At 68.5% G+C, this 20,848-nt stretch carries 21 protein-coding genes and 1 tRNA gene; 13 read left to right on the top strand and 9 right to left on the bottom strand.

The annotated features are described in order from the left end of the window. Position 1 precedes the first annotated feature (1 nt). The 3 genes from J3486_RS21260 to J3486_RS21250 all read right to left on the bottom strand — a co-directional run bounded on the left by J3486_RS21260 (position 2) and on the right by J3486_RS21250 (position 1,604). Positions 2 to 874 carry an NUDIX hydrolase gene (locus J3486_RS21260; protein ID WP_207822473.1) on the bottom strand — a complete coding sequence of 291 codons (873 nt, stop codon included), beginning with the start codon at positions 872 to 874 and terminating at the stop codon, positions 2 to 4. Positions 875 to 969: 95 nt separating this feature from the next. Further along, positions 970 to 1,443: a RidA family protein gene (locus tag J3486_RS21255; RefSeq protein ID WP_207822471.1), complete on the bottom strand. Its 474-nt coding sequence runs from the start codon at positions 1,441 to 1,443 to the stop codon at positions 970 to 972. Then, positions 1,440 to 1,604: a DUF4177 domain-containing protein gene (locus J3486_RS21250; protein ID WP_207822469.1), complete on the bottom strand. Its 165-nt coding sequence runs from the start codon at positions 1,602 to 1,604 to the stop codon at positions 1,440 to 1,442. Before J3486_RS21250 ends, J3486_RS21255 begins: the two co-directional genes overlap by 4 nt. An 85-nt stretch (positions 1,605 to 1,689) precedes the next feature. Between J3486_RS21250 and J3486_RS21245 the strand changes: the two genes are divergently transcribed. Both J3486_RS21245 and J3486_RS21240 read left to right on the top strand, forming a co-directional pair. Beyond that, on the top strand, positions 1,690 to 2,649 hold the full coding sequence (locus J3486_RS21245; RefSeq protein ID WP_207822467.1) for an ArsA-related P-loop ATPase: 960 nt from the start codon (positions 1,690 to 1,692) through the stop codon (positions 2,647 to 2,649). A 12-nt stretch (positions 2,650 to 2,661) separates the two neighbouring features. Then, positions 2,662 to 3,957 carry an ArsA family ATPase gene (locus tag J3486_RS21240; protein ID WP_207822466.1) on the top strand — a complete coding sequence of 432 codons (1,296 nt, stop codon included), beginning with the start codon at positions 2,662 to 2,664 and terminating at the stop codon, positions 3,955 to 3,957. Between the two features lie 129 nt (positions 3,958 to 4,086). On the opposite strand, the gene J3486_RS21235 is transcribed toward J3486_RS21240, so the two are convergent. Continuing rightward, entirely contained in the window at positions 4,087 to 4,431 is a 345-nt protein-coding gene (locus J3486_RS21235; RefSeq protein WP_207822464.1) for a WhiB family transcriptional regulator, read from the bottom strand. 472 nt (positions 4,432 to 4,903) lie between these two features. Here J3486_RS21235 and J3486_RS21230 point away from each other — a divergent pair, with 472 nt between their 5' ends. Beyond that, positions 4,904 to 7,168, top strand: coding sequence for a transglycosylase domain-containing protein (locus J3486_RS21230; protein ID WP_207822462.1), 2,265 nt, complete (start codon positions 4,904 to 4,906; stop codon positions 7,166 to 7,168). 128 nt (positions 7,169 to 7,296) lie between these two features. Here the strand turns inward: J3486_RS21230 and J3486_RS21225 are convergent, their stop codons facing one another. Then, on the bottom strand, positions 7,297 to 7,761 hold the full coding sequence (locus tag J3486_RS21225) for a GatB/YqeY domain-containing protein (protein ID WP_207822460.1): 465 nt from the start codon (positions 7,759 to 7,761) through the stop codon (positions 7,297 to 7,299). A gap of 76 nt (positions 7,762 to 7,837) precedes the next feature. Here J3486_RS21225 and J3486_RS21220 point away from each other — a divergent pair, with 76 nt between their 5' ends. From J3486_RS21220 to J3486_RS21200, 5 genes are all read left to right on the top strand, one after another. Continuing rightward, the gene (locus J3486_RS21220; RefSeq protein ID WP_207822458.1) at positions 7,838 to 8,779 is read left to right on the top strand and encodes a metallophosphoesterase; all 942 of its coding nucleotides are present in this window, start codon (positions 7,838 to 7,840) and stop codon (positions 8,777 to 8,779) included. A 58-nt stretch (positions 8,780 to 8,837) separates the two neighbouring features. Then, a complete protein-coding gene (locus J3486_RS21215) occupies positions 8,838 to 9,599 on the top strand; it encodes a Pr6Pr family membrane protein (protein ID WP_207822456.1) in 762 nt (253 codons plus the stop codon). A gap of 48 nt (positions 9,600 to 9,647) precedes the next feature. Beyond that, positions 9,648 to 9,721 (top strand) — tRNA-Pro (locus J3486_RS21210). A gap of 243 nt (positions 9,722 to 9,964) precedes the next feature. After that, on the top strand, positions 9,965 to 10,654 hold the full coding sequence (locus J3486_RS21205) for a DUF488 family protein (protein ID WP_207822454.1): 690 nt from the start codon (positions 9,965 to 9,967) through the stop codon (positions 10,652 to 10,654). Positions 10,655 to 10,784: 130 nt separating this feature from the next. Then, positions 10,785 to 11,576: a hypothetical protein gene (locus J3486_RS21200; RefSeq protein ID WP_229378342.1), complete on the top strand. Its 792-nt coding sequence runs from the start codon at positions 10,785 to 10,787 to the stop codon at positions 11,574 to 11,576. Between the two features lie 41 nt (positions 11,577 to 11,617). Here J3486_RS21200 and J3486_RS21195 read toward each other — a convergent pair whose 3' ends face one another. From J3486_RS21195 to J3486_RS21180, 4 genes are all read right to left on the bottom strand, one after another. Beyond that, complete coding sequence (locus tag J3486_RS21195; RefSeq protein ID WP_207822450.1) at positions 11,618 to 12,493, bottom strand: DUF4238 domain-containing protein; 876 nt, start codon at positions 12,491 to 12,493, stop codon at positions 11,618 to 11,620. A 277-nt stretch (positions 12,494 to 12,770) separates the two neighbouring features. Further along, entirely contained in the window at positions 12,771 to 14,285 is a 1,515-nt protein-coding gene (locus J3486_RS21190) for a LacI family DNA-binding transcriptional regulator (protein ID WP_207822448.1), read from the bottom strand. 32 nt (positions 14,286 to 14,317) lie between these two features. Then, positions 14,318 to 14,698, bottom strand: coding sequence for a helix-turn-helix domain-containing protein (locus J3486_RS21185; RefSeq protein WP_207822446.1), 381 nt, complete (start codon positions 14,696 to 14,698; stop codon positions 14,318 to 14,320). 125 nt (positions 14,699 to 14,823) lie between these two features. Continuing rightward, on the bottom strand, positions 14,824 to 15,330 hold the full coding sequence (locus J3486_RS21180; RefSeq protein ID WP_207822444.1) for a helix-turn-helix transcriptional regulator: 507 nt from the start codon (positions 15,328 to 15,330) through the stop codon (positions 14,824 to 14,826). Positions 15,331 to 15,624: 294 nt separating this feature from the next. On the opposite strand from J3486_RS21180, the gene J3486_RS21175 reads away from it, so the two are divergent. The 5 genes from J3486_RS21175 to J3486_RS21155 all read left to right on the top strand — a co-directional run bounded on the left by J3486_RS21175 (position 15,625) and on the right by J3486_RS21155 (position 20,799). Next, positions 15,625 to 16,902, top strand: coding sequence for a DUF3631 domain-containing protein (locus J3486_RS21175; protein ID WP_207822442.1), 1,278 nt, complete (start codon positions 15,625 to 15,627; stop codon positions 16,900 to 16,902). A 210-nt stretch (positions 16,903 to 17,112) separates the two neighbouring features. Next, the gene (locus tag J3486_RS21170; protein ID WP_229378341.1) at positions 17,113 to 17,877 is read left to right on the top strand and encodes a DUF2637 domain-containing protein; all 765 of its coding nucleotides are present in this window, start codon (positions 17,113 to 17,115) and stop codon (positions 17,875 to 17,877) included. Positions 17,878 to 18,007: 130 nt separating this feature from the next. Continuing rightward, positions 18,008 to 18,610, top strand: a complete 603-nt coding sequence (locus J3486_RS21165) for a plasmid mobilization relaxosome protein MobC (RefSeq protein WP_307804883.1) — start codon at positions 18,008 to 18,010, stop codon at positions 18,608 to 18,610. A gap of 4 nt (positions 18,611 to 18,614) precedes the next feature. Beyond that, positions 18,615 to 20,315, top strand: a complete 1,701-nt coding sequence (locus J3486_RS21160) for a mobilization protein (RefSeq protein WP_207822440.1) — start codon at positions 18,615 to 18,617, stop codon at positions 20,313 to 20,315. 103 nt (positions 20,316 to 20,418) lie between these two features. Beyond that, positions 20,419 to 20,799, top strand: a complete 381-nt coding sequence (locus J3486_RS21155; RefSeq protein WP_207822438.1) for a hypothetical protein — start codon at positions 20,419 to 20,421, stop codon at positions 20,797 to 20,799. Positions 20,800 to 20,848 lie beyond the last annotated feature (49 nt).

Raw genomic sequence — 20,848 nt, 5'->3', positions numbered from 1 at the left:
GTCACGCGCTCCCGCCGGTCGGAATGTGCTTGGTGAACTCGTCGTGCCCCGGCCAGGACAGCACCAGCGCGCCCTCTTCCAGGCGGGCTCGGGCCAGTACGGGGGTCAGGTCGCGGCCCGTCGCACCGGCGAGGGCGTCGGCCGCCGAGCCGTAGGCGGCCAGGGTGCGCAGCGTCGCGATGGTGGGCGGCATCATCGTCAGCTCGCCCTGGTCGTACGCGGACGCGGCCCGGCCTGGCCGGATCCACACCGTGCGGTCGGCCTCGGAGGAGTCGTCGCTGGTGCGCTGGCCCGCGGGGAGCGCGGCGGCGAAGAACCAGGTGTCGTAGCGGCGCGGCTCGAACTCGGGGGTGATCCAGCGCGCCCACGCGCCGAGCAGGTCGGAGCGCAGCACCAGGCCGCGCTGTTCCAGGAACTCGGCGAAGGACAGCTCGCGGTCGATCAGCGCCTGCCGGGCCGCCTGCCACTGCGCGCCGGTCGTGTCGTCCACGACGGTGTCCGGGGTGGGGCCCGCGAGCAGCACGCCCGCCTCCTCGAACGTCTCGCGCACCGCGGCGCAGACGATCGCCTGCGCCTCTCGCGACGGCACGCCCAGCCGCTCGGCCCACACCTCGCGGGAGGGGCCCGCCCAGCGCACCTGCCGGTCGTCGTCGCGCGGGTCGACGCCGCCGCCGGGGTAGGCGTAGGCACCGGCCGCGAACTGCATCGACGTCCGTCTGCGGAGCATGTGGACTTCGAGGCCGTCCGGGCCCGTCGCGTCCCTGAGCAGCATCACCGTGGCCGCGCGGCGCGGCGTCGCGGGCGTGAGCGTGCCGGCGGCGAGCGCGCGGATGCGTTCCGGCCACTCCGGGGGGTACCACTGGCCGTTGGACATGGCCGGAGGCTATCCCGACTGGCGTGGATGTTCGAGAGGCCGCCCCCGACGAAGATCGGGGGCGGCCTCTCGTACGCGTACGGGACCCGGTCCGCTCAGTCCTCGGGGGTGAGCTCCACCTGGATCTCCACCTCGACCGGCGCGTCCAGCGGCAGCACCGCGACACCCACGGCGCTGCGGGCGTGCACGCCCTTGTCGCCGAGGACCGCGCCGAGCAGCTCGCTGGCGCCGTTGATGACGCCCGGCTGCCCGGTGAAGTCGCTGGCCGAGGCGACGAAGCCGACGACCTTCACGACACGCGCGATGCGGTCCAGGTCACCGGCGACGGACTTCACCGCGGCCAGCGCGTTCAGCGCGCAGGTGGCGGCCAGTTCCTTGGCCTCCTCGGCGGTGACCTCGGCGCCGACCTTGCCGGTCAGCGAGAGCTTGCCGTCGACCATCGGAAGCTGCCCGGCCGTGTACACGTACACACCGGACCGCACCGCGGGCTGGTACGCGGCGACCGGCGGGACCACCGGCGGCAGCGTCAGACCGAGCTCGGCGATGCGCGCCTCGACCTGGCCGCTCACGCGTTCTTCTCGCGCTTCAGGTACGCCACCAGCTGCTCGGGATTGTTCGGCCCGGGCACGACCTGGACGAGCTCCCAGCCGTCCTCGCCCCAGGTGTCCAGGATCTGCTTCGTCGCGTGCACCAGGAGCGGCACCGTCGCGTATTCCCACTTCTTTGCCATGAGGGCGACTGTAGCCGCCGAACTGTGGTGCGTCGTTCCGGAGGCTGCTGCGTGATCGGGCCGCGTACTGGTTACGCTCGAATACGTGAGCAGGCTCCAGGTCGTCAGCGGCAAGGGCGGTACCGGAAAGACCACGGTCGCCGCCGCACTCGCGCTCGCCCTCGCGACCGAGGGCAAGCGCACTCTCCTGGTGGAGGTGGAGGGCAGACAGGGCATCGCGCAGCTCTTTGAGACCGAAGCGCTTCCCTACGAGGAGCGGAAGATCGCCGTCGCGCCCGGCGGGGGCGAGGTGTACGCGCTCGCCATCGACCCCGAACTGGCGCTTCTGGACTACCTCCAGATGTTCTACAAGCTGGGCGGCGCGGGCCGCGCCCTGAAGAAGCTGGGCGCGATCGACTTCGCCACGACCATCGCGCCGGGCCTCAGGGACGTACTCCTGACCGGCAAGGCGTGCGAGGCGGTCCGGCGCAAGGACAAGCAGGGGCGGTACGCGTACGACTACATCGTCATGGACGCCCCGCCCACCGGCCGCATCACCCGCTTCCTCAACGTGAACGACGAGGTGGCCGGGCTCGCCAAGATAGGGCCGATACACAATCAGGCGCAGGCGGTCATGCGGGTCATCAAGTCCCCCGAGACGGCGGTGCACTTGGTGACGCTCCTGGAGGAGATGCCGGTGCAGGAGACCCTCGACGGGGTCGCCGAGCTGCGCGCCGCGAAGCTCCCGGTGGGACGGATCATGGTGAACATGGTGCGGCCCGCGCTCCTGGGGGAACCCGCCCTGGCACTGACCCGTTCCCCGTCCGTCGCACCCGGGGTCACCGAGGCCCTGAAGGCGGCCGGGCTCAGCGGGGCGAAGCGGCTCGTGGGGCCGCTGCTCGACCAGGCCGAGGAGTACGCGGAGCGGTACGCGCTCGAACGCGCCCAGCGCGAGCTGCTCGCCGGGGCCGGGCTGCCGCTGCACGAACTGCCGCTGCTCACCGAGGGGTTGGACCTCGCGGGCCTGTACACGCTCGCCGAGGAACTGCGACAGCAAGGGATCTGAGGGACCGCTTCGATGACGCTGAACCCTGAAGGCGCGCTCGACATCGACCCGCTGCTCGACGACCCGGCCACCCGCATCGTGGTCTGCTGCGGCTCGGGCGGCGTCGGCAAGACGACGACCGCGGCGGCGCTCGGCCTGCGGGCCGCCGAGCGCGGCCGCAAGGTCGTGGTGCTGACCATCGACCCGGCCCGGCGCCTCGCCCAGTCCATGGGTATCGACTCGCTCGACAACACCCCGCGCCGGGTCAAGGGCATCAGCCCCGCGGGAGAGGCCGCCGGCGGCGAGCTGCACGCCATGATGCTCGACATGAAGCGCACCTTCGACGAGATCGTCGAGGCGCACGCGGACAAGGGACGCGCGGAGGCGATCCTCGGCAACCCCTTCTACCAGTCGCTCTCGGCGGGCTTCGCGGGCACGCAGGAGTACATGGCGATGGAGAAGCTGGGGCAGCTGCGCTCCCGCGACGAGTGGGACCTGATCGTCGTCGACACGCCACCCTCGCGCTCGGCGCTCGACTTCCTGGACGCGCCCAAGCGGCTCGGCTCGTTCCTCGACGGCAAGCTGATCCGCGTCCTGATGGCCCCCGCGAAGGTCGGCGGGCGGGCCGGGATGAAGTTCCTGAACGTCGGAATGTCGATGATGACCGGCGCGCTGGGCAAGCTGCTCGGCGGTCAACTGCTGCGCGACGTACAGACGTTCGTCGCCGCGATGGACACCATGTTCGGCGGTTTCCGTACCCGCGCGGACGCCACGTACAAGCTCCTCCAGGCGCCCGGCACGGCGTTCCTGGTGGTCGCGGCGCCCGAGCGGGACGCGCTGCGCGAGGCCGCGTACTTCGTGGAACGGCTGGCCGCGGAGCGGATGCCGCTCGCCGGCCTGGTGCTCAACCGGGTGCACGGCAGCGGCGCCGACCAACTGTCGGCCGAGCGCGCGCTCGCCGCCGCAGAAAATCTTGACGAGCGCCGCATTGTGGATCAGACGGACGGGAAGGAAGAGGGGCGTGCCACTCCCGAGGCACCTTCTCCCGAAGCACCTTCCGGTCCGGAGCCGGCCCCCACGGACCCGGACCCCAGCACGGAACATCCCAGCACGGAACAACTGACCGCGGGTCTGCTGCGGTTGCACGCGGAGCGCATGCGGCTGGTCGCGCGCGAACAGCGCACACGGGACCGCTTCACCGCTCTGCATCCCGAGGTCGCCGTGACCGAGGTCGCGGCGCTGCCCGGCGATGTGCACGACCTGGCGGGCCTCCGGGACATCGGAGACCGGCTCGCGGCCGGTGGCACTCCGGCCGGAGCTGCGTCGTGAGCCGTACGCACGTGTCGGCGTCGTGCCCTACGTGCGTGCCGCGTTCATCGCGTCGCGTTCATCGTGTTGTCGCGTACGCCGTGTCGCGCGTACGCGGTGTCGCTTGCGTCGACAGGTGACGCGCGCCGGCTAACCGACGGCCGCGTACCTCTCGTACGTCTCGTCGTTGTCGAGCTCCGCGGGCAGCAGGCCCGCACTGCGCTCGTACTCCGTACGCGCCGTCTCAAGCAGCCGGCGCCATGAGGTGACGGTCGGACGCCTGCGCAACAGTGCGCGGCGCTCCCGCTCCGTCATGCCACCCCACACGCCGAACTCGACGCGATTGTCCAGCGCGTCCGCCAGGCACTCGGTCCGCACGGGACATCCCGTGCACACCGCCTTCGCCCGGTTCTGCGCTGCTCCTTGAACGAACAGTTCGTCCGGATCGGTAGTGCGGCAGGCCGCCTGCGCACTCCAGTCGACTACCCAGCCCATACCGGCGCCGTCCTCTCCCGAATCGAGGCTCCCCCACGGCGGCAGCGGCATATTCACCGCCGCCAGTTGAGGACGTTACGGAAGGTGGGCACAGCGCAACACCCCCTTCGGGCCCAATCTTGAATGGTCCGAACGGACTATGCGTAAGCGGCAGATCACCCGACGGAGTGACCGGTGGACATGCGTGAGCTAACCGGCAAATCCGGACAGTTCACTTGAGCCACAACGGGCGTCGAGTGACACACGAGGCGGTAACGGACACCCTCCGAGCCCCGCACGGAGGCCCGTGGGAGGGGGACGGGAATGACTACAAGAGGCACTTCGAGGTACAGGAGAAGCACCGAAGAAGTGCCGGGAACGATTCGGGTTCGTCCCACGTCTTGATACGTGACCGCACTGCTGTGACAGTTGAGTGCAGCTTAGGCCAAGGCATATACGCCTGTCCGGAGAATCAGAACGTAGGCTGCCCTGCATGGGAAAGAAGCGCTCGGCCGGTGGCGGCGGCGGCATGTCGCCGGCCCAACAGGCCGCCAAGTTCCTCGGTGTCAGCGTGCTCGCCGGAGCCGTGCTCGCCGGAATCGCGCTGCCCGCGGCGGGCGCGCTCGGCCTCGCGGCCAAGGGCTCGGTCGAGGAGTTCGACGACACCCCGGCCGCACTCAAGCAGCCGCCGCTCAGCCAGCGCACCACGATCCTGGACAGCCAGGGCGGCAAGATCGCGACCGTCTACTCGCGCGACCGCACGGTCGTGAAGCTGGACGACATCTCCCCGTACATGCAGAAGGCGATCGTCGCGATCGAGGACTCGCGCTTCTACGAGCACGGGGCGATCGACGCCAAGGGCATCCTGCGCGCCATCAACGCCAACGCGCGCGGCGGCGGCGTCGCGCAGGGTGCCTCCACCCTCACCCAGCAGTACGTGAAGAACGTCTTCATGGAGGAGGCGGGCGACGACCCGACGAAGCTGGCGCAGGCCACCCAGCAGACGATCGGCCGCAAGGTCCGCGAGCTGAAGTACGCGATCCAGATCGAGAAGGACCTCGGCAAGAAGAAGATCCTCGCCAACTACCTGAACATCACGTACTTCGGGCAGCAGGCGTACGGCGTCGAGGCCGCGTCCCAGCGCTACTTCTCCAAGCCGGCCAAGGAGCTGAACGTCCAGGAGGCCGCGCTGCTCGCCGGCATCGTGCAGTCGCCGAGCCGCTACGACCCGGTGAACGACGGCGCCGAGGCGAAGAAGCGCCGCAACATCGTGCTCCAGCGCATGGCCGACGTGCATGACATCTCGCAGGCCGAGGCGGACAAGGCCAAGGAATCGGACCTCGGCCTGAAGGTCAGCCGGCCGGAGAACGGCTGCATCACCGCGGTCAAGGGCGCCGCCTTCTTCTGCGACTACGTGGAACAGGTCGTGAAGAACGACCCGGTCTTCGGCAAGACGAAGGAGGAGCGCGCCAAGCTCTGGAGCCGCGGCGGTCTGACCATCAAGACCACGCTGGACCCGCAGTCCCAGGACTCGGTGCAGGCCTCCATCAAGGCCAACGTCTACAAGACGGACACGGTGGCGACGGCGGTCACGCTCGTCGAGCCCGGCACCGGCAAGATCGTCGGCATGGGGCAGTCGCGCCCGTACGGCTTCGGCAAGCACGAAGCCGCGACCAACTACAACGTCAACCACGCCTACAACGGCTCCAACTACGGCTTCCCGACGGGTTCGACGTTCAAGCCGTTCCTGGCGGCCGCAGCCCTGGAGAAGGGCACGCCGATCACGCAGCAGTACGCGGCCCCGTACGAGATGCAGTACCCGAGCAGCGTGCAGTCGTGTAGCGGCAAGCCGTGGGTCAACGACCGCGGCTACAAGCTGTCGAACGAGAACGAGTCGGAGGTCGGCCCCTATCGCCTCAAGGAGGCGATGGAGAAGTCCATCAACACGTACTTCGTGGAGATGCTCGCCGACACCGGGATGTGCCCGGTCGTGAAGATGACCGACAAGCTCGGCGTGGTGCAGGGCAACGGCGACAAGGTGCCCGAGGTGCCGTCGTCGATGACCCTCGGTTCCACGGGTCTGTCGCCGCTGACGATGGCCTCCGCGTACGCCGCCTTCGCCAACGAGGGCACGTACTGCACCCCGGTCGCCATCGACTCGGTCACCATGACCACCACCGGCAAGTCGCTCCAGGTCCCGCAGACCAAGTGCTCGCGCGCCATGTCGACGGAGACCGCGGACAAGATCAACACGCTGCTCAGCGGTGTGACCGACTCCGGTACCGGCCAGCAGGCCGGTCTCTCGGACCGGGACAACGCCGGTAAGACCGGTACGACGGACGGCCGCAAGAACGCCTGGTTCGTCGGCTACACGCCGAACCTGGCCGGCGCCGTCTGGGTCGGCGACCCGCAGCAGAAGCAGAAGATGATCGACATCACCATCGGCGGCCGGTACCACGCCAAGGCCTTCGGCGCCGATACGCCGGGTCCGATCTGGCGGCAGGCCATGACCGGCGCGCTGGCCGGCAAGGAAGCGCCCAGCTTCAACATGGTCGACATCCCCAACCCCGACAAGGACAAGGGGAAGGACAAGAACAAGGGCGGCCAGGACGACGGCAAGCCCGGCGACAACAACGGCAACGGGGGCGGCAACGGCGGCGGCACGCCCACCCCCGACCCGACCTTCACCATCCCGGACGGCCTGATCCAGGGCAACGAGAACGGCGGGAACGGCAACGGCGGGGGCTGGGGCCGGTAAGGAGCGGGCCGGGGCCGGTAACCGGTCCTTGAGCCGTACGGCATACGGCATACGGCATACGGCAGTACGAGTAAGGGGCGCCCCCGAGCGGGGGCGCCCCTTCTTGCACGTACAGGAGCCGGTGGGGCTCAGCCCGCCAGCAGCTTCTTGACCGCCGCGGCGACCCGGCCGCCCTCGGCGCGGTCCGCCACCTTCGGCTTCACGATCTTCATGACCTGGCCCATGGCCCTCGGGCCCTCGGCGCCGGCCGCCTTCGCCTCCTCGACCGCCTGCGCGACGATCTGCTCCAGCTCGGCGTCGCTCAGCTGCTGCGGCAGGTACTCGGCGAGCACCTCGCCCTCCGCCTTCTCCTGGGCGGCGGACTCGGCACGCCCGCCCTTCTCGAAGGCCTCGGCCGCCTCGCGGCGCTTCTTCGCCTCCTTGACGATCACGGCCTGCACCTCGCCGTCGGAGAGCTCGCGCTTCTCCGTACCCGCAACCTCCTGGGTGGTGATGGCGGCGAGAGTCATCCGGAGCGTCGAGGAGCGCAGCGCGTCGCGCGCCTTGATCGCGGCGTTGAGGTCGTCCTGCAGCTTCGACTTGAGCGTGGTCATGCCTCGATTGTCGCAGGTGTGCTGGGCGTGGCGCCCGCCGATTTCCGGGGCCCCCGCGGTCTGACACGATGGGCTCATGCGCGCGCGATACGGGATTCCCCTCAAGGTCTCAGCAGGCATCGTGGCGGCGGGCGCCGCGGGAGTGGCCTACGCGGCCGGTTTCGAGGCCCGCTCGTTCCGGCTGCGACGCGTCACGATCCCCGTCCTGCCGCCCGGCATGCACCCGCTGCGGGTCCTCCAGGTCTCCGACATCCACATGGTCAGCGGGCAGAACAAGAAGCGCCGCTGGCTCCAGTCGCTGGCCGGACTGCGCCCCGACTTCGTCATCAACACCGGCGACAACCTCTCCGACCCGGAGGGCGTACCCGAGGTCCTCGACGCGCTGGGCCCGCTGATGGAGTTCCCGGGCGCGTACGTCTTCGGCTCCAACGACTACTACGGGCCCAAACTGCGCAACCCCGCCCGTTACTTGCTGGAGAAGGCGTCCGGCAAGCACGGCCTGAACGGCAACTCCCCGGCGGTCGGCGCGATCCACAACCCGTGGGAGGAGCTGCGCGACGGCTTCGACGAGGCGGGCTGGCTGAACCTCACCAACACGCGCGGCACGCTGAAAGTGGCGGGCGTCGAGATCGGCCTGACCGGCCTGGACGACCCGCACATCAAGCGCGACCGGTACGCGGAGGTGGCGGGCGGCCCGGCGTCCGGACCCGACTTCTCCCTCGGCGTCGTGCACGCGCCGTACCTGCGCACGCTGGACGCCTTCACCGCCGACGGCTACCCGCTGATCCTCGCCGGGCACACGCACGGCGGGCAGCTCTGCATCCCCTTCTACGGCGCCCTGGTCACCAACTGCGACCTGGACACCGACCGCGTGAAGGGCCTGTCCACGCACGAGGCGGAGGGCCGGCGCTCGTACCTGCACGTCTCGGCGGGCTGCGGCACCAACCGCTACACGCCGGTCCGGTTCGCCTGCCCGCCGGAGGCGACCCTGCTGACGCTGGCCCCGGCACCGCGCTGACCCGGCTAACTCACCTTCCCTTTCGCGGCGTTACGTCCCCGGACGTACCGTGGGACGCATGATCGCGCCGAACCCCGCCGCCTCGGCCGCGTCGGCCTCCGCCGTCCCGGCGGAGGCCGTCGTGCCCGTCCGCCGCCGTCCCGTCGCCGCCGTGTTCCAGGCGCTGATCGCCCTCGCGGCGGCGACCGGCATCGTCATCGACCTGGCGATCAGCGACAGCGTGCCGCGCGTCCTGAGCTACTTCACGATCCAGTCGAACCTCCTGGTCGCGGTCGTCCTCGCCCTGGCGGCCGTACGCTCCTGGACCGCCCGCCCACCGCTCCCCCCGCTGGTCACGGGCGGCGTCCTGCTCTTCATCTGCATCACGGGCCTCGTCTACCACTTCGTCCTGGCCAACTCCTCGTCCGGCTTCTCCATGACGGACGACCCGGAGCACGCGATGACGGGCTGGCGCTCGGTCTCCAACCAGCTCCTGCACACCGTCACCCCGATCGGCGCGGTCCTGAACTGGCTCCTGTTCACCCGCCCCGGCCTGCTGCGGCTCCGCCACGCGGGCCTGTGGCTGATCTATCCGTTCGCCTACTTCGGCTTCGCCCTGATCCGCGGCGCGATCATGACGCCGGGCACGCCGGCCCGCTACCCGTACCCGTTCCTGGACGTCGACGACCACGGCTACGCGGGCGTCCTCGGCAACGCCGTGGTCTTCGGCCTGGCCTTCTATCTGCTGGCCCTGGCCCTGGTCGGCCTGGACCGGATCAGGCCCGAGATCCGGGGCCCCGAAAACCGGATTTCGTCTCCGGGCCCCGGTGGGCTAAAGTAAACGACGTCGCCAGGACCTGCGGAACCGCGGGAACCGGAACAACGACATCGGGGTGTGGCGCAGCTTGGCAGCGCGCTTCGTTCGGGACGAAGAGGTCGTGGGTTCAAATCCCGCCACCCCGACAGTGAAGTACCAGGTCAGGGGCCTGATCCGCATGGCGGGTCAGGCCCCTGAGTGGTTCCTGGAGATCGTTTGGGAGAAATCTGGGAGAAGATCTTGGTTGGCTTCTCCCAGGACCAGTCTCCAGTGCCGCAGGATGAGTGACACTCAAGCGTCCTCAGACCTGCGCGTTCGCGAATCCAGGGCTCGTAGCTGACCAGGAACGCCGCGGCGGGCCGCCCCAACGGTCGTTAGGAACACCGCATATGGCAGGTCATCGCTCAGCTCCTCCCCAAGGCCCCGCCCATGCGCTTGCCCAGCGAGTGCGGGCGTTACGGGCGGACCGCGGGTGGACGCGTGAACGGCTGGCCAAAGAGGCAGGCATCGCCGCCGTGACGCTGCGTCGCCTGGAGAGTGAGGGAGCGATCCAGCCAGGTTTCTTCACCGTCGGCGCGGTGGCTGAGGCCCTTTCCGTCTCCCTCGATGATCTTTTCCGGGTGACCCAAGCCCCGCCCGTTACCCCCGGTCTCTGGTCAGCCGGATACGAAGGCCGAGACATCGACTCATTCGTCGCCTCTCTCGTCGACAGTCACATCGGTGTCGTAGCGGACGTACGGCTCACCCCGATCAGCCGCAAGAAGGGCTTCAGTAAGACCCGCCTCGGGGAGGCTCTGGCCGAAGCCGGCATCGAGTACACGCACCTTCGTGGCCTGGGCAATCCGAAGGACAATCGGGAGCCCTTCTGGGACGGCCGCGTCGAAGTGGGGTGCGCGCGCTTCCGTGGCCTGCTGCGATCCGAAGAGGCCCAGGCCGACCTTGACCGCCTGACAGAGCACGCCCGAGCGTCGCGGGTCGCGGTGCTGTGCTTCGAGAAGGACGAGAGTCGCTGTCACCGGCAGGTCGTCTTGGAGACGGTCCGCAGCCGGGTGCGAGTGCCCGTGAATCCCTTGGCCTGACTTCGTCCCCGGCTTTCGCAGGCGCCCTTGCCAGCGGTGCATGCCTCTCGTCCAATCAGATCGGGGAGATCGATGGAGGGGGCACACTATGGCGTCATCGGCATTCGGGAAGCGACAGCGCGCACGGATCATGATTACGGTCAAGACGTACCCGGAGCTGTCCAGCAAGTACCGCGAGACAAGCTGTGTGGCTGGCATACGCCTCGACCAAGGCGAGCCACAGCACGTGCGGCTCTTCCCTGTGCCCTTCCGGCTCCTCAGCGAAGAGGCGCAGTTCTCCAAGTACTCGATCATCGAAGTCGACGTCGAGCCACACCGCCTTGAGCGTGACTCCCGCCCAGAGAGTCTCCGGCCGTGTCTCGACACGTTGGAGATTGTGGGCGAGGTACCGCCCGACGGCGGCTGGCAGAAGCGATATCGGCACGTGGAGCCCCTGGTCGCCCCGTCGCTCTGCGCCATCAAGCGGGATCAGGGGAAACGAGGAACGTCCCTCGGCGTCTTTCGCCCCGCCGAGATCACCCGCTTCCGGCTGGAGGCTGCCGAGCCCTGGTCCGTCTCCAAGGCCGCACTGGCCGACCAACTCGACTTATTCGAGCAGGAGCTGAACCCGCTGGAGTGGGTGCCGCTCGACCTCCGCTACAGCTTTCGCTGCGCCGAAGACGACTGCCCGACCCACGACATGGGACTGAAGGACTGGGAGGCAGGGCAGTCATACCGCAAGTTCCTGCGCAAGTACGGTGAGCACGGGGTGCGTGATGCGCTCCGCGAGCGCTGGTACACGCGGATGTGTGCCCCGAACCGGGCCGTCCACTTCTTCGTGGGAAACATCGCCGCCCATCCCAAGACGTTCATGCTGCTGGCCGTCTTCTACCCGGAGCGGAAGGTCGTCGAGTACGTGCAGGACAGTCTGTTCGGCGAGTGACCCACTCTGCGGGAAATAGATTTCCAGCAGAATCCACAAACTCATTCCACGGTCGGCGGCACGTCAGGATCTTCCGCAATCATCTTCAAGAACTCCCGTTCAGAAGAAAAGGAATTCTGGCTGGACATCACAAATCGAGAGGCCATGAAGACTTGTGCAGAATTTTCACTCTGCACCATGCCCTCGGTCATCAGCACCGGCGAAATTTGGCAGTCAAATCGAGAGATACTCGAATTGCGCCACACACCTTCATCGGGATAGCAATACATGATCACATCAGGGGCGAGCGGGTATACTACATACGCATCCTTACCGAGATTACCCGGTTTCACCCAAGCCCGATTGTCAGACGTCCTGAAGGCCAATGGATTGTCCGACGTGACGAATGGAGAAGGCGTCAAATTCAACGCGAAAAGCCAGGCGCATCGACTCACGCGATCGGCATAGGAGGAGATTAGCGCGTCATCCCAAAGCACCGCAGCATGGAGGGCTCTAACGTCCTCTTCAGACTCGGCCTGGTACCCATGCAACGCCGAGAAGGCTACCAATATCGCGCGAGCGTCGGCCGTTCGTAGGGACTGGAGAGCCAGGAACTGGCTGATTATTTCTCGATTTACTGCAGGTATGGGTAACGAATCACCCGGATATCCACTTCGAACCCAGTCGAGCCATTGACCTGTAATGGCGGATACTTGGCCCTCCAGGTCTGCAAATTGTTTTTCCATTTCCAACGGATTATGGCCGTGCTCAATCAACTGAGGCAGCTGGTAGAAGTTCGACTCCGCAGCGACTGCCTTCGGCTGAGTACGGAACACCCTATCGCTAGTCTTGTCCCAGGCCCATAGGCGTTCCGCCGAGTCAGTAAATCGACGTAAGTAGAATTGCGGAACATAATGATGAAGCTTAGGATCAGCCACGCCGCTCCCCCCTCAGCCCGCCAGCGCTAGTTCAGCACGATGGTAGGAGCCACGTCCGACGTACGACAACGCCATATAACCTGCTGCGGTGAGCGTTGGGAAAGCGGGGGAACAATGGACGAGCCCCACCGGCACCACGTGGACACACGTCACGCACCGTCGAAGAGAGGCGAGCACGATACCGGAGATGAGCGTCAGTAGCTGCTGCGGTCACATCTAGTGGTTACCGCAGCAGCCTTTGACTCGCTCCCGTGCCACCGTTGCACCGCCCGCGCCACTACGTGGTGGTCAAACGGTCTCGCAACAGTTGGTTGAGGACCCGGACCGGCGAGGCAGGCGACATGGCCAGCCGAGCATCGAGTGCCGCCTCCCACTGCTCGGTCAGGCCGAGCATGAGACGCCGACGCATGCCGGACGTGACGTGGGCGTAGCGCGCGGAGACCGAGCCGTCGATGTGGCCCATGCGTTCGTCCATGAGGACCTTCTCGGTGCCGAGGTCCTCCATCATCGTGCGGTGGGTGTGCCGGAGGCCGTGCGGTGTGAGGCCCTTGGCGATCGGGAGCCAGCAGGCGTCCGCCCGAGCGGCAGCCCCTCGGCCTCGGGCCGGGATGCCCGGCCAGGGCTCGCCGAGGATCGGTACCGGGCGGGCCTCCTGGGGCGCCTTCTTGGGGTACCAGCCGGAGACCGCCGGGGTGAACAGCCAAGTGGCGAAGCCGTTTCGGCGCCAGTGGGCCGCGTGCTCCGATGTGACGCCTCCCCGTATGAACCCGAGGTCTGCGATGGCGAGTTCGACACGTACGCGGGTGTCCTCCCGTACGCGGTCGGGGTGGTTGAGGACGTTGGAGACCGTGCCCGTGGAGACTTCGGCGCGGCGGGCGACGTCGACGAGCCTCGCGCACTGGTGGCCGCCGGTGCGTGCCGCACCTTGGCCGCGGAAGACGTACGTCCTGCCGTGGCAGGGGCAGGGCGTCGGCTTCGTGCGGGCGATGTGGTTGAAGACCAGGGCCGACAGCCAGTCCGTCGAGTCGATGTCGCGGTAGCTGTCGTCCTTGGGCGGGCAGCGGACCAGCTCGCCGGTGTCCAGTTCGTACAGCTGCCACTCGACGCGGAAGGCGTTGGGGCGGACGAACTCCGTTTCCAGGCCGACGATTTCACCCCAGCGCTTGCCCGTGTACCCCTTGAGGACCGTGGCCACGAACTCGTCGTCACGGCCAGAGAGCAGGGCGGCCCGCTCGGCGGTCAGCAGGATGCCGAGCGCGTCGGTGACGGCCTTCTCCGGGCCGCGGTCGCGGGAGCGGCCGGCGCGCTTGCCTCGGCCTCGGCGCCTGGCTGCCGGGTTGGACGTGAGCAGGCCCTCGTCGATCGCGTCCTCGAAGATCAGGTGGAGCGTCGAGCGCCAGGTCTTGACGCTGGAAGCCGCGTACGCGGCCCGCTCCTTCTTCTCCCAGGCGTCGACGTCCGTACGCAGAATGCCTGCGAGCGCCTTGTCGTCGAAGTCGGGGAGCAGGTGCTCCTCGATGTGCCGCCTGTAGTTCTGCATCGTCGAGGCGGCCAGGTCCTGGGCGGCGTACCAGCGGCTCGCGTATTCGCCGAAGGTCTCCTGGCCGAGGCCAGGATCACGCCACTGGCCACGCCGAACGGTCACCTCTTCCGCGTCTGCGGCCTGCTTGGCCTCGCGCTTGGTGGCGAACTTGACCACGACGCCTGCGGAATCGGCGACGGTGCCGTACTTGCCGTCCTCGATCTTGTAACGGCCGCGCCAGTAGCCTCCGCGCTTCTCTGCATACCCCACAGATTTCCCTCCCTTCTGTCGTGCGGGGTGCGTTAAGCAGCGGTTCCGAACTGGAACTTGGTCATCCGGCGCGGTGGCCGGGCCTTGAGACGGACGGTGGGCACAGTCGTCTCGGGCTGCTGCCGCCGGGCATGAGGCTTCCGGGTCGGCGCAGGGACGACACCAGGGTGCTGCGGAGCCTGGGCCGGACGCTCTTCGTGCATACGGATGATCTCGGCGAGGTGCTCGTCCGAGAAGCGGTAGGCACGGCCGACGCGGGTGAACGGGATGAGCCGTCGGCGGGCGCGGTCCTTGACCCACCAGGCCGAGCAGCCGAGCACGGCGGCGACTTCCTCGGGGACGTAGAGGCGCGGCAGGGCGGCCTCGGCGTACGGGGTCGTTGTGGAGGCAGGGGGTATCGCGGGTTGGCGCAAGGGGTGGTTCCTCTTCTGGCGGGCATGGGCGCGGCAACGCCGGTCCGCCGGTCGATCGCTAGGGATGAGAGTGAGCTGCCCGTGCTGGGGGTTTGCGGGCCCAGGACGGGAGCGGGAGTCGGGAGCTATGCCTCGCCGACGGAGTCGGTGTCGCCGGGCGGAGGCCCGTGCATCTTCAGCATGGTCTTGCTGGCCTCCTCCGCCATGGCGTTGGAGACCATGACGTCAGCCTCCTCGCGCACGTCGGGGTGCTCGGTGAGGTAGGCGTCGAGGGCGTCGCGTGCCTCGGTGAAGGCCATGTTGGCGCGCTGGGTGGCGCGGAACGCATCGAGGATCTCGTCGATGAGCTCCATGGCGCGGGCCTTGGCGGCCAACTGCGGAGGGCCGACGAGGTTGCGCAGGTCGAGGCCGAAGACCTCGGCGAAGCCGATGGTCTCGTCGAGGTTGATGCGGCGCTTGCCGTTTTCGATCCGCCAGACCGCGGACGGGTTCATCTCGAAGCCGGCCTCGTTCATGCGGTCGGACAGGGCGTTGGTGCTCCAGCCGCGCGCTTCGCGTTCCAGCTTGATGCGCACCGCGACGTTGCCCTCGCCGCTGAGCAGCACGCCCTGCGGCGGGTCCTCATCCGCCATGGCCACCTCCTTCCGTTCGTAGCAGCGCCTTGCCATTCGCAAGGACCCCATAACAGTAGCATGCTCACTGCGAGACGCAGAACACTTCTGCGATCTGCAATTCGTGTGGCATAGTGATGGCATCCCACCCCACCAACCTCAGGAGCCCACACGCCCGCACGCGACATGAAAGAAGCCCCCGGCGATGCCGGGGGCTCAAGCGCAAACCTCTCAACCGCCATCCCTAGCGATCAACCTGCGGAGACCGGGATTGCCGTCCCATATGGCCCGCAAGCAGAGGAGCTGATGCCCAGTATGACCGATCCCCAGCCGAGTACGCCATCTCTTCCCGATCACGTCGCCACGTCGTGGCCTCCCGTTGCCGTGCCCGGCCAACCGGCCGACTCCACCGCACCACCCGCGGACGACGACCTCGACGACGCGTCCAAGGCTGTGCCCATGTCCGAGGGCGCGAAGATCCTGGACCACCTGCGTACGCAGATCAAGCGATACGTGGCGATGCCCAGCGAGGAGGCCGTCACAGCGGTGGCTCTGTGGATCGCGGCGACGCATCTGCAGCGTGCGTGGCAGCACGCACCGCGCCTGGCGATCGTCGCGCCGGAGAAGCGGTGCGGTAAGTCCAGGCTCCTGGACGTGGTGACCGAGACGGTGCACAACCGGCTGATCACGGTCAACGCCAGCGCGGCGGCGATCTTCCGGTCGATCGACGGGGACGACCCACCGACCCTGCTGGTCGACGAGGCCGACGCCATGTTCAGCACCACCAAGGCCGCGGAGAAGAACGAGGAGGTGCGCGGCCTGATCAACGCCGGACACCAGCGTGGCCGGCCCACGCTGCGGGTGTCCGGGCCCGAGCACCAGGTGCAGGAGTTCCCCACCTTCGCCATGGCCGCACTGGCCGGGATCGGCGACCTGCCCGACACGATCATGGACCGGGCGGTGGTCATCCGGATGCGCCGTCGCGCGGCGGGCGAGAAGGTGGCCTCCTTCCGCACCGGCCGGGACACCCCCGCCCTGAACGCGATCCGTGATCGCCTCCACGCCTGGCTCCAGCCGCTCTACGAGCAGGCCCTGGGCATGGAGCCACCCATGCCGGTCGAGGACCGCGCGGCGGACACCTGGGAACCCCTGGTCATCATCGCCGACCTCGCCGGAGGCGACTGGCCGGTGCTGGCCCGCGCCGCCTGTCGCGCCATGACCGACTACGAGGCCGGCCAGGACGAGGAAGGCGGCCTGCGCACTCGCCTCCTGGTCGGCATCCGCCGCGCCTTCGCCGCCGTCGGCGATCCGGCCGTGCTCAGCACGAAGCATCTGCTGGAGTCCCTCAACGCGGACAAGGAGGCGCCGTGGGCGGAGTACGGCGCCAACGGCCTGACCCCGCGCGGCCTGCAGCTCCTGCTGAAGCCGTACGGCATCGGCTCGGCCAACCGCCGCTTCCCCGACGGCACCCAGGCCAAGGGCTTCGCGCGCAACCAATTCCTCGACACCTGGGCTCGCTACTGCCCCGAGCCGAAGGCAGCGGACGCGCCCGCCTCATCAGCCGACGAGCCGCTGCCCGGCACCGCCGCCTGACTCGACTCCACTCGCATTACTCGTCCCCGCGCAGGTCAGCGCGGGGACGAGTGAGGGAGCCGCAACGAGTCGAGTCGACATCACCACATCACTCGTACCTGCCCTGACCAGGCATGCGACGAGTGGTACGAGACATCACGCCCCACGGCGGCCACGCCCTGTCTTCGCCTACGCCGCAGCCACCACCCCAAATCACCTGGAGCACCCGGCTTGTTCGCACGCATCGCCGCCATACGCGGCACCGACCTGATCCGCCTCGGCATCGCCCTGCTCGCCGTATTCGCCTTCGCCCTCTCCTACGACGCCCTGCGCCAGATGGGAGTCGCCATCCACATCCGCGGACTGCTCACCTACGCCTTCCCACTCGTGATCGACGGGTTCATCGCCGTCGGCGTCGGAGCCCTGCTCATGCTGCGCACCGCGCCCTGGTACTCCAGGCTGTACGTGTGGCTGCTCGTCGGTGCGGCCACGATGACGAGCATCTGGGCCAACGCCGTACACGCTGTCCGCCTCAACGAGCAGGCCCGTCACGGTGATGGGCTCCGCCTCGACGACGTCACCGTCGGCGCCTTGTCAGCCATCGCCCCGCTCGCCCTGGCCGGCGCCGTCCACCTCTACATCGTCGTCCACCACCACCCCGCGCCCCACAGCCACGCCGATGTGGCGCGGAACTCCGCCGACGTGGCTGCGGACACCACGGACGTGGCTGAGACCCCTCCGCCCTCAACCGATCCGCAGGATCACGAGGCCCGTGAGATCTCTCCCGAACGGCTCGCCCTCGCGCGCACCGCGCCACTCGGGCGCAAGGGCCGCGCCTCGCGCCGCCACATCGAAGCCACTTTCCGCAGCGGGGACTTGACCATCGGCAGGGCGGAGGCAGACAAGCTCAAGGACACCCTGCAGGCCGAGCTCGACGCAGCCGCCTCCGAGCGGCCGCAGGAACTCGATGCGGTCGCCGCCAGCACCGCCGCTTAACCCCTGCGTCCACGCCGGTCGCCCCGCCTCCGGGCTCGCCCCGTGTCCCCCGTGCAGTCAGGCACAGGGGACACGGGGGCCGGCGCAGCGATGCACCCCGATACCCAAGCACTCCTCGGAGAACCAACCCATGCACGATCCGCACCACGAACTCCCCATCCACCAGCAGGTGATGAACACCGGCCTCAACAGCGCAGCAAGTTGTCAGGTAAGGAGTCCTTACCCGACCTCCGCCCCGCAGGGGACGGAGGCATCCGGCGCCGAGGCGGCACCGGAGTCGGCCGGCCCGGGGGAGCCGACCGAGATGGGGACCAGCAAGTCGTCGCCGAACACACCGCACAAGCCCGTGCACCATCGCCGCCTGCGCGACAAGCAGCTGCGCGAGCGCCGCGTCCACCCCCGCTACAACGACGACGAGTTCATCCTCGTAAAGAACGCTGCCGCCCTGAGCCACATGGCGCTCGGTGGCTATGTGGCCGAGTGCTCGCTCGCCGCCGCCCGCTCTGACGACCCCACTGCAGCCGTCGCCGACTACCGCGCCATGATCAAGGCGCTCATGGCCGCCAACGGAAAGCTCGGCCAGATCGGCAACAACCTTAACCAGCTCACCTGGCACCTCCACAAGGACGGCGCCTGGCCTCACCCCGACGCCGTCCAACGACTCCTAGACCGCGTGGATGCGTCCGTCGCCGAGCTGGACTCCGCCATCGCTCAGGTCACTGAGGGGCGGTGAGCGGGTGATACCCAAGATCATCCTCAGCTCGGGCCCGAACGCCACGCGCCGCACGATCGGCTACCTCTTCGGCAAGGGCCGCGCCAACGAACACATCGACCCGCACCTCGTGGCGTCCTGGAACAGCTTCGCCCCCGACCCCGGCCGCAGCCCCCACCGCGACCCTAAGGACGCAAGGGACCAGCTCGTCGCTCAACTCGACCAGCCCGTGAAGATGCTGGGCGACAAGGCGCCCAAGGACACCGTGTGGCACTGCCCCGTCCGCGCCGCGCCGGAGGATCCGATCCTCAGCGACGACCAGTGGGCCGACATCGCCCGCCGCATCGTGGCCGCCGCCGGCATCGCCCCGACCGGGGACGAAGAAGCCTGTCGCTGGGTGGCCGTCCGCCACGCCGACGACCACATCCACATCGCCGCCACCCTCGTACGCCAAGACGGCCGCCGTCCCGAGCGCGGCTACGACCAGCGCGCCGTCCAGCGCGAGGCCCGCCGGATCGAAATCGACTACGGGCTCCGGCGGTTGAAGCAGGGCGATGGAACCGGCGCCAAACGCCCCACCAGCAAGGAGCACTTCAAGGCCAAGCGAATGGGCCAGGACGCCGCGACCCGAGATGTCCTACGCCTGCGGGTACGCCGAGCCGTCGCCGCGGCGTCCGACGAGACCGAGTTCTTCGCCCTGCTGGAGGCGACGGGCGTGACGGTGCGCCTCAAGCTCGGTCCCTCCGGCGACGCGCTCGGCTGCAACTTCGCCCTGCCCGAGGACACCAACGACAAGGGTGAGCCGGTGTTCTACGCGGGCTCCACCCTCTCCCCCGACCTGTCCCTGCCCAAGATCCGTAAGAACCTCGCCACCACCAATCCTGAGCCGATCGCTGTCGGGCCCGGTGACCCATGGCACCGGGCGACAGCCGCCGCCGACCGCATTCCCCACCACCTCATCCACGGCGACGAGAAGGTCGCTCAAGGTCAACTGGTCGCGCTCGGCGCGACGCTGGACCTGCTACCGATCACCGCGCCGGCCGCGGTGAAGGTGGAGCTCCAACAAGCCGCCGTGGCCTTCGAACGCGCCACCCGCTCCCGCATCGCGGCCGACCTGGACAGCACCCGCGTCCTGCGTCGCAGCGTTCAAGCGATCTGGCGGGAAGGGCCCACGGACGGCGACGGGTCCGGGTTCGCGATGCTCCTGGACACGGTGCTCACGGCGGTGGCATTCGCGACGCACTGGCACCGCACGCACCAGCACGCTCAGCAAGAAGCAGCGGCCGAGCAGGCCCTCGTCCACCTGCAGCTCGCGTACGGGCAGATCACCGAACCGGTCCTCGCGGGCCTCGCACAACGCGCCCCTAGCCTCCAGGTGAAGCAGCGCTTCGCACGCCACCTCCAGCAGGCGGTCCCCGATCACGCCGAGCGCATCCTGCACGACCCCGCCTGGGACGCGCTCACCACCGTGCTCGCCGAAGCGGAGGCCGCCGGGCATAACGCGGCCACCGTCCTGGACCAGGCGCTCGGCCAACGCCCTCTGCACGACGCTCACAGCCCCGCCCGTGCGCTGACATGGCGCATCCGCCGCCTCGGCGAGCGTCATGCCCCCAGTCCCCGGGCCCAGGCAGCCAGGGCCCGCAGCGCCGCACAAGCCCACGGCGCCCCGGTCCATCCGATGGCCGTCGCCCCACTTCAACCGCGGTCACCATCGCACCGGCGCTGACCAGCGAGCGAGCGGAACATAGCCGACGATCCCCGGTTACCGAAACCGGGGATCGTCCGGAGTATTTGGGCCTCAACCCCGAACTCCGGAAGGAATTTCCTGCATGCCCTCGACCGACATCCGACCGCATGTCGTCGCTCTCCTGTGCCACTCGGACTTCAAGCTCCGATCCGACAGCAACACTTGGACTCACAGCTCCGGGCGCCCGTTCACCGAGGAGGAGCAGGCAACGGCCCTCTCCGCTACCAAGGCCGAGTTCGAAGAGTTCGGCGCACAGCACCAGTGCTACATGGAATACCTGCGCACGAAGGAGGAAAGCCCCGACACCCTGCAGCGCTTCCTCGCCCCGTTCATGGAACGGGTCACCGAGAAGACCCTCGGCAACGCGGTCGAGCTGATGAGCAAGGACGACCGGGCCGAGCTCGATCGCATCCTCGGCCTGATAGTCGAACCGACTCGCCCCTTCACCCCGTACGCCTTCTGACGTAACGCGACCAGATCCGACTCGGGCAGCCGCCCCGAATGTATGGCGG

The organism is Streptomyces sp. VRA16 Mangrove soil (genome assembly GCF_017377775.1).
Classification (GTDB): domain Bacteria; phylum Actinomycetota; class Actinomycetes; order Streptomycetales; family Streptomycetaceae; genus Streptomyces.
Note: the sequence above shows the minus strand (reverse complement) of the source record. Positions and strands in the feature narration are given on the sequence as shown.

Bases quoted from the DNA above. Each gene is read 5' to 3' on its own strand.
- J3486_RS21225 (WP_207822460.1), bottom strand. From the start codon at position 7,761: ATGACCACGCTCAAGTCGAAGCTGCAGGACGACCTCAACGCCGCGATC.
- J3486_RS21155 (WP_207822438.1), top strand. From the start codon at position 20,419: ATGCCCTCGACCGACATCCGACCGCATGTCGTCGCTCTCCTGTGCCAC.
- J3486_RS21220 (WP_207822458.1), top strand. From the start codon at position 7,838: ATGCGCGCGCGATACGGGATTCCCCTCAAGGTCTCAGCAGGCATCGTG.
- J3486_RS21260 (WP_207822473.1), bottom strand. From the start codon at position 874: ATGTCCAACGGCCAGTGGTACCCCCCGGAGTGGCCGGAACGCATCCGC.
- J3486_RS21240 (WP_207822466.1), top strand. From the start codon at position 2,662: ATGACGCTGAACCCTGAAGGCGCGCTCGACATCGACCCGCTGCTCGAC.
- J3486_RS21180 (WP_207822444.1), bottom strand. From the start codon at position 15,330: ATGGCGGATGAGGACCCGCCGCAGGGCGTGCTGCTCAGCGGCGAGGGC.
- J3486_RS21165 (WP_307804883.1), top strand. From the start codon at position 18,008: ATGCACGATCCGCACCACGAACTCCCCATCCACCAGCAGGTGATGAAC.
- J3486_RS21230 (WP_207822462.1), top strand. From the start codon at position 4,904: ATGGGAAAGAAGCGCTCGGCCGGTGGCGGCGGCGGCATGTCGCCGGCC.
- J3486_RS21175 (WP_207822442.1), top strand. From the start codon at position 15,625: ATGACCGATCCCCAGCCGAGTACGCCATCTCTTCCCGATCACGTCGCC.
- J3486_RS21215 (WP_207822456.1), top strand. From the start codon at position 8,838: ATGATCGCGCCGAACCCCGCCGCCTCGGCCGCGTCGGCCTCCGCCGTC.
- J3486_RS21205 (WP_207822454.1), top strand. From the start codon at position 9,965: ATGGCAGGTCATCGCTCAGCTCCTCCCCAAGGCCCCGCCCATGCGCTT.
- J3486_RS21235 (WP_207822464.1), bottom strand. From the start codon at position 4,431: ATGGGCTGGGTAGTCGACTGGAGTGCGCAGGCGGCCTGCCGCACTACC.
- J3486_RS21250 (WP_207822469.1), bottom strand. From the start codon at position 1,604: ATGGCAAAGAAGTGGGAATACGCGACGGTGCCGCTCCTGGTGCACGCG.
- J3486_RS21200 (WP_229378342.1), top strand. From the start codon at position 10,785: ATGATTACGGTCAAGACGTACCCGGAGCTGTCCAGCAAGTACCGCGAG.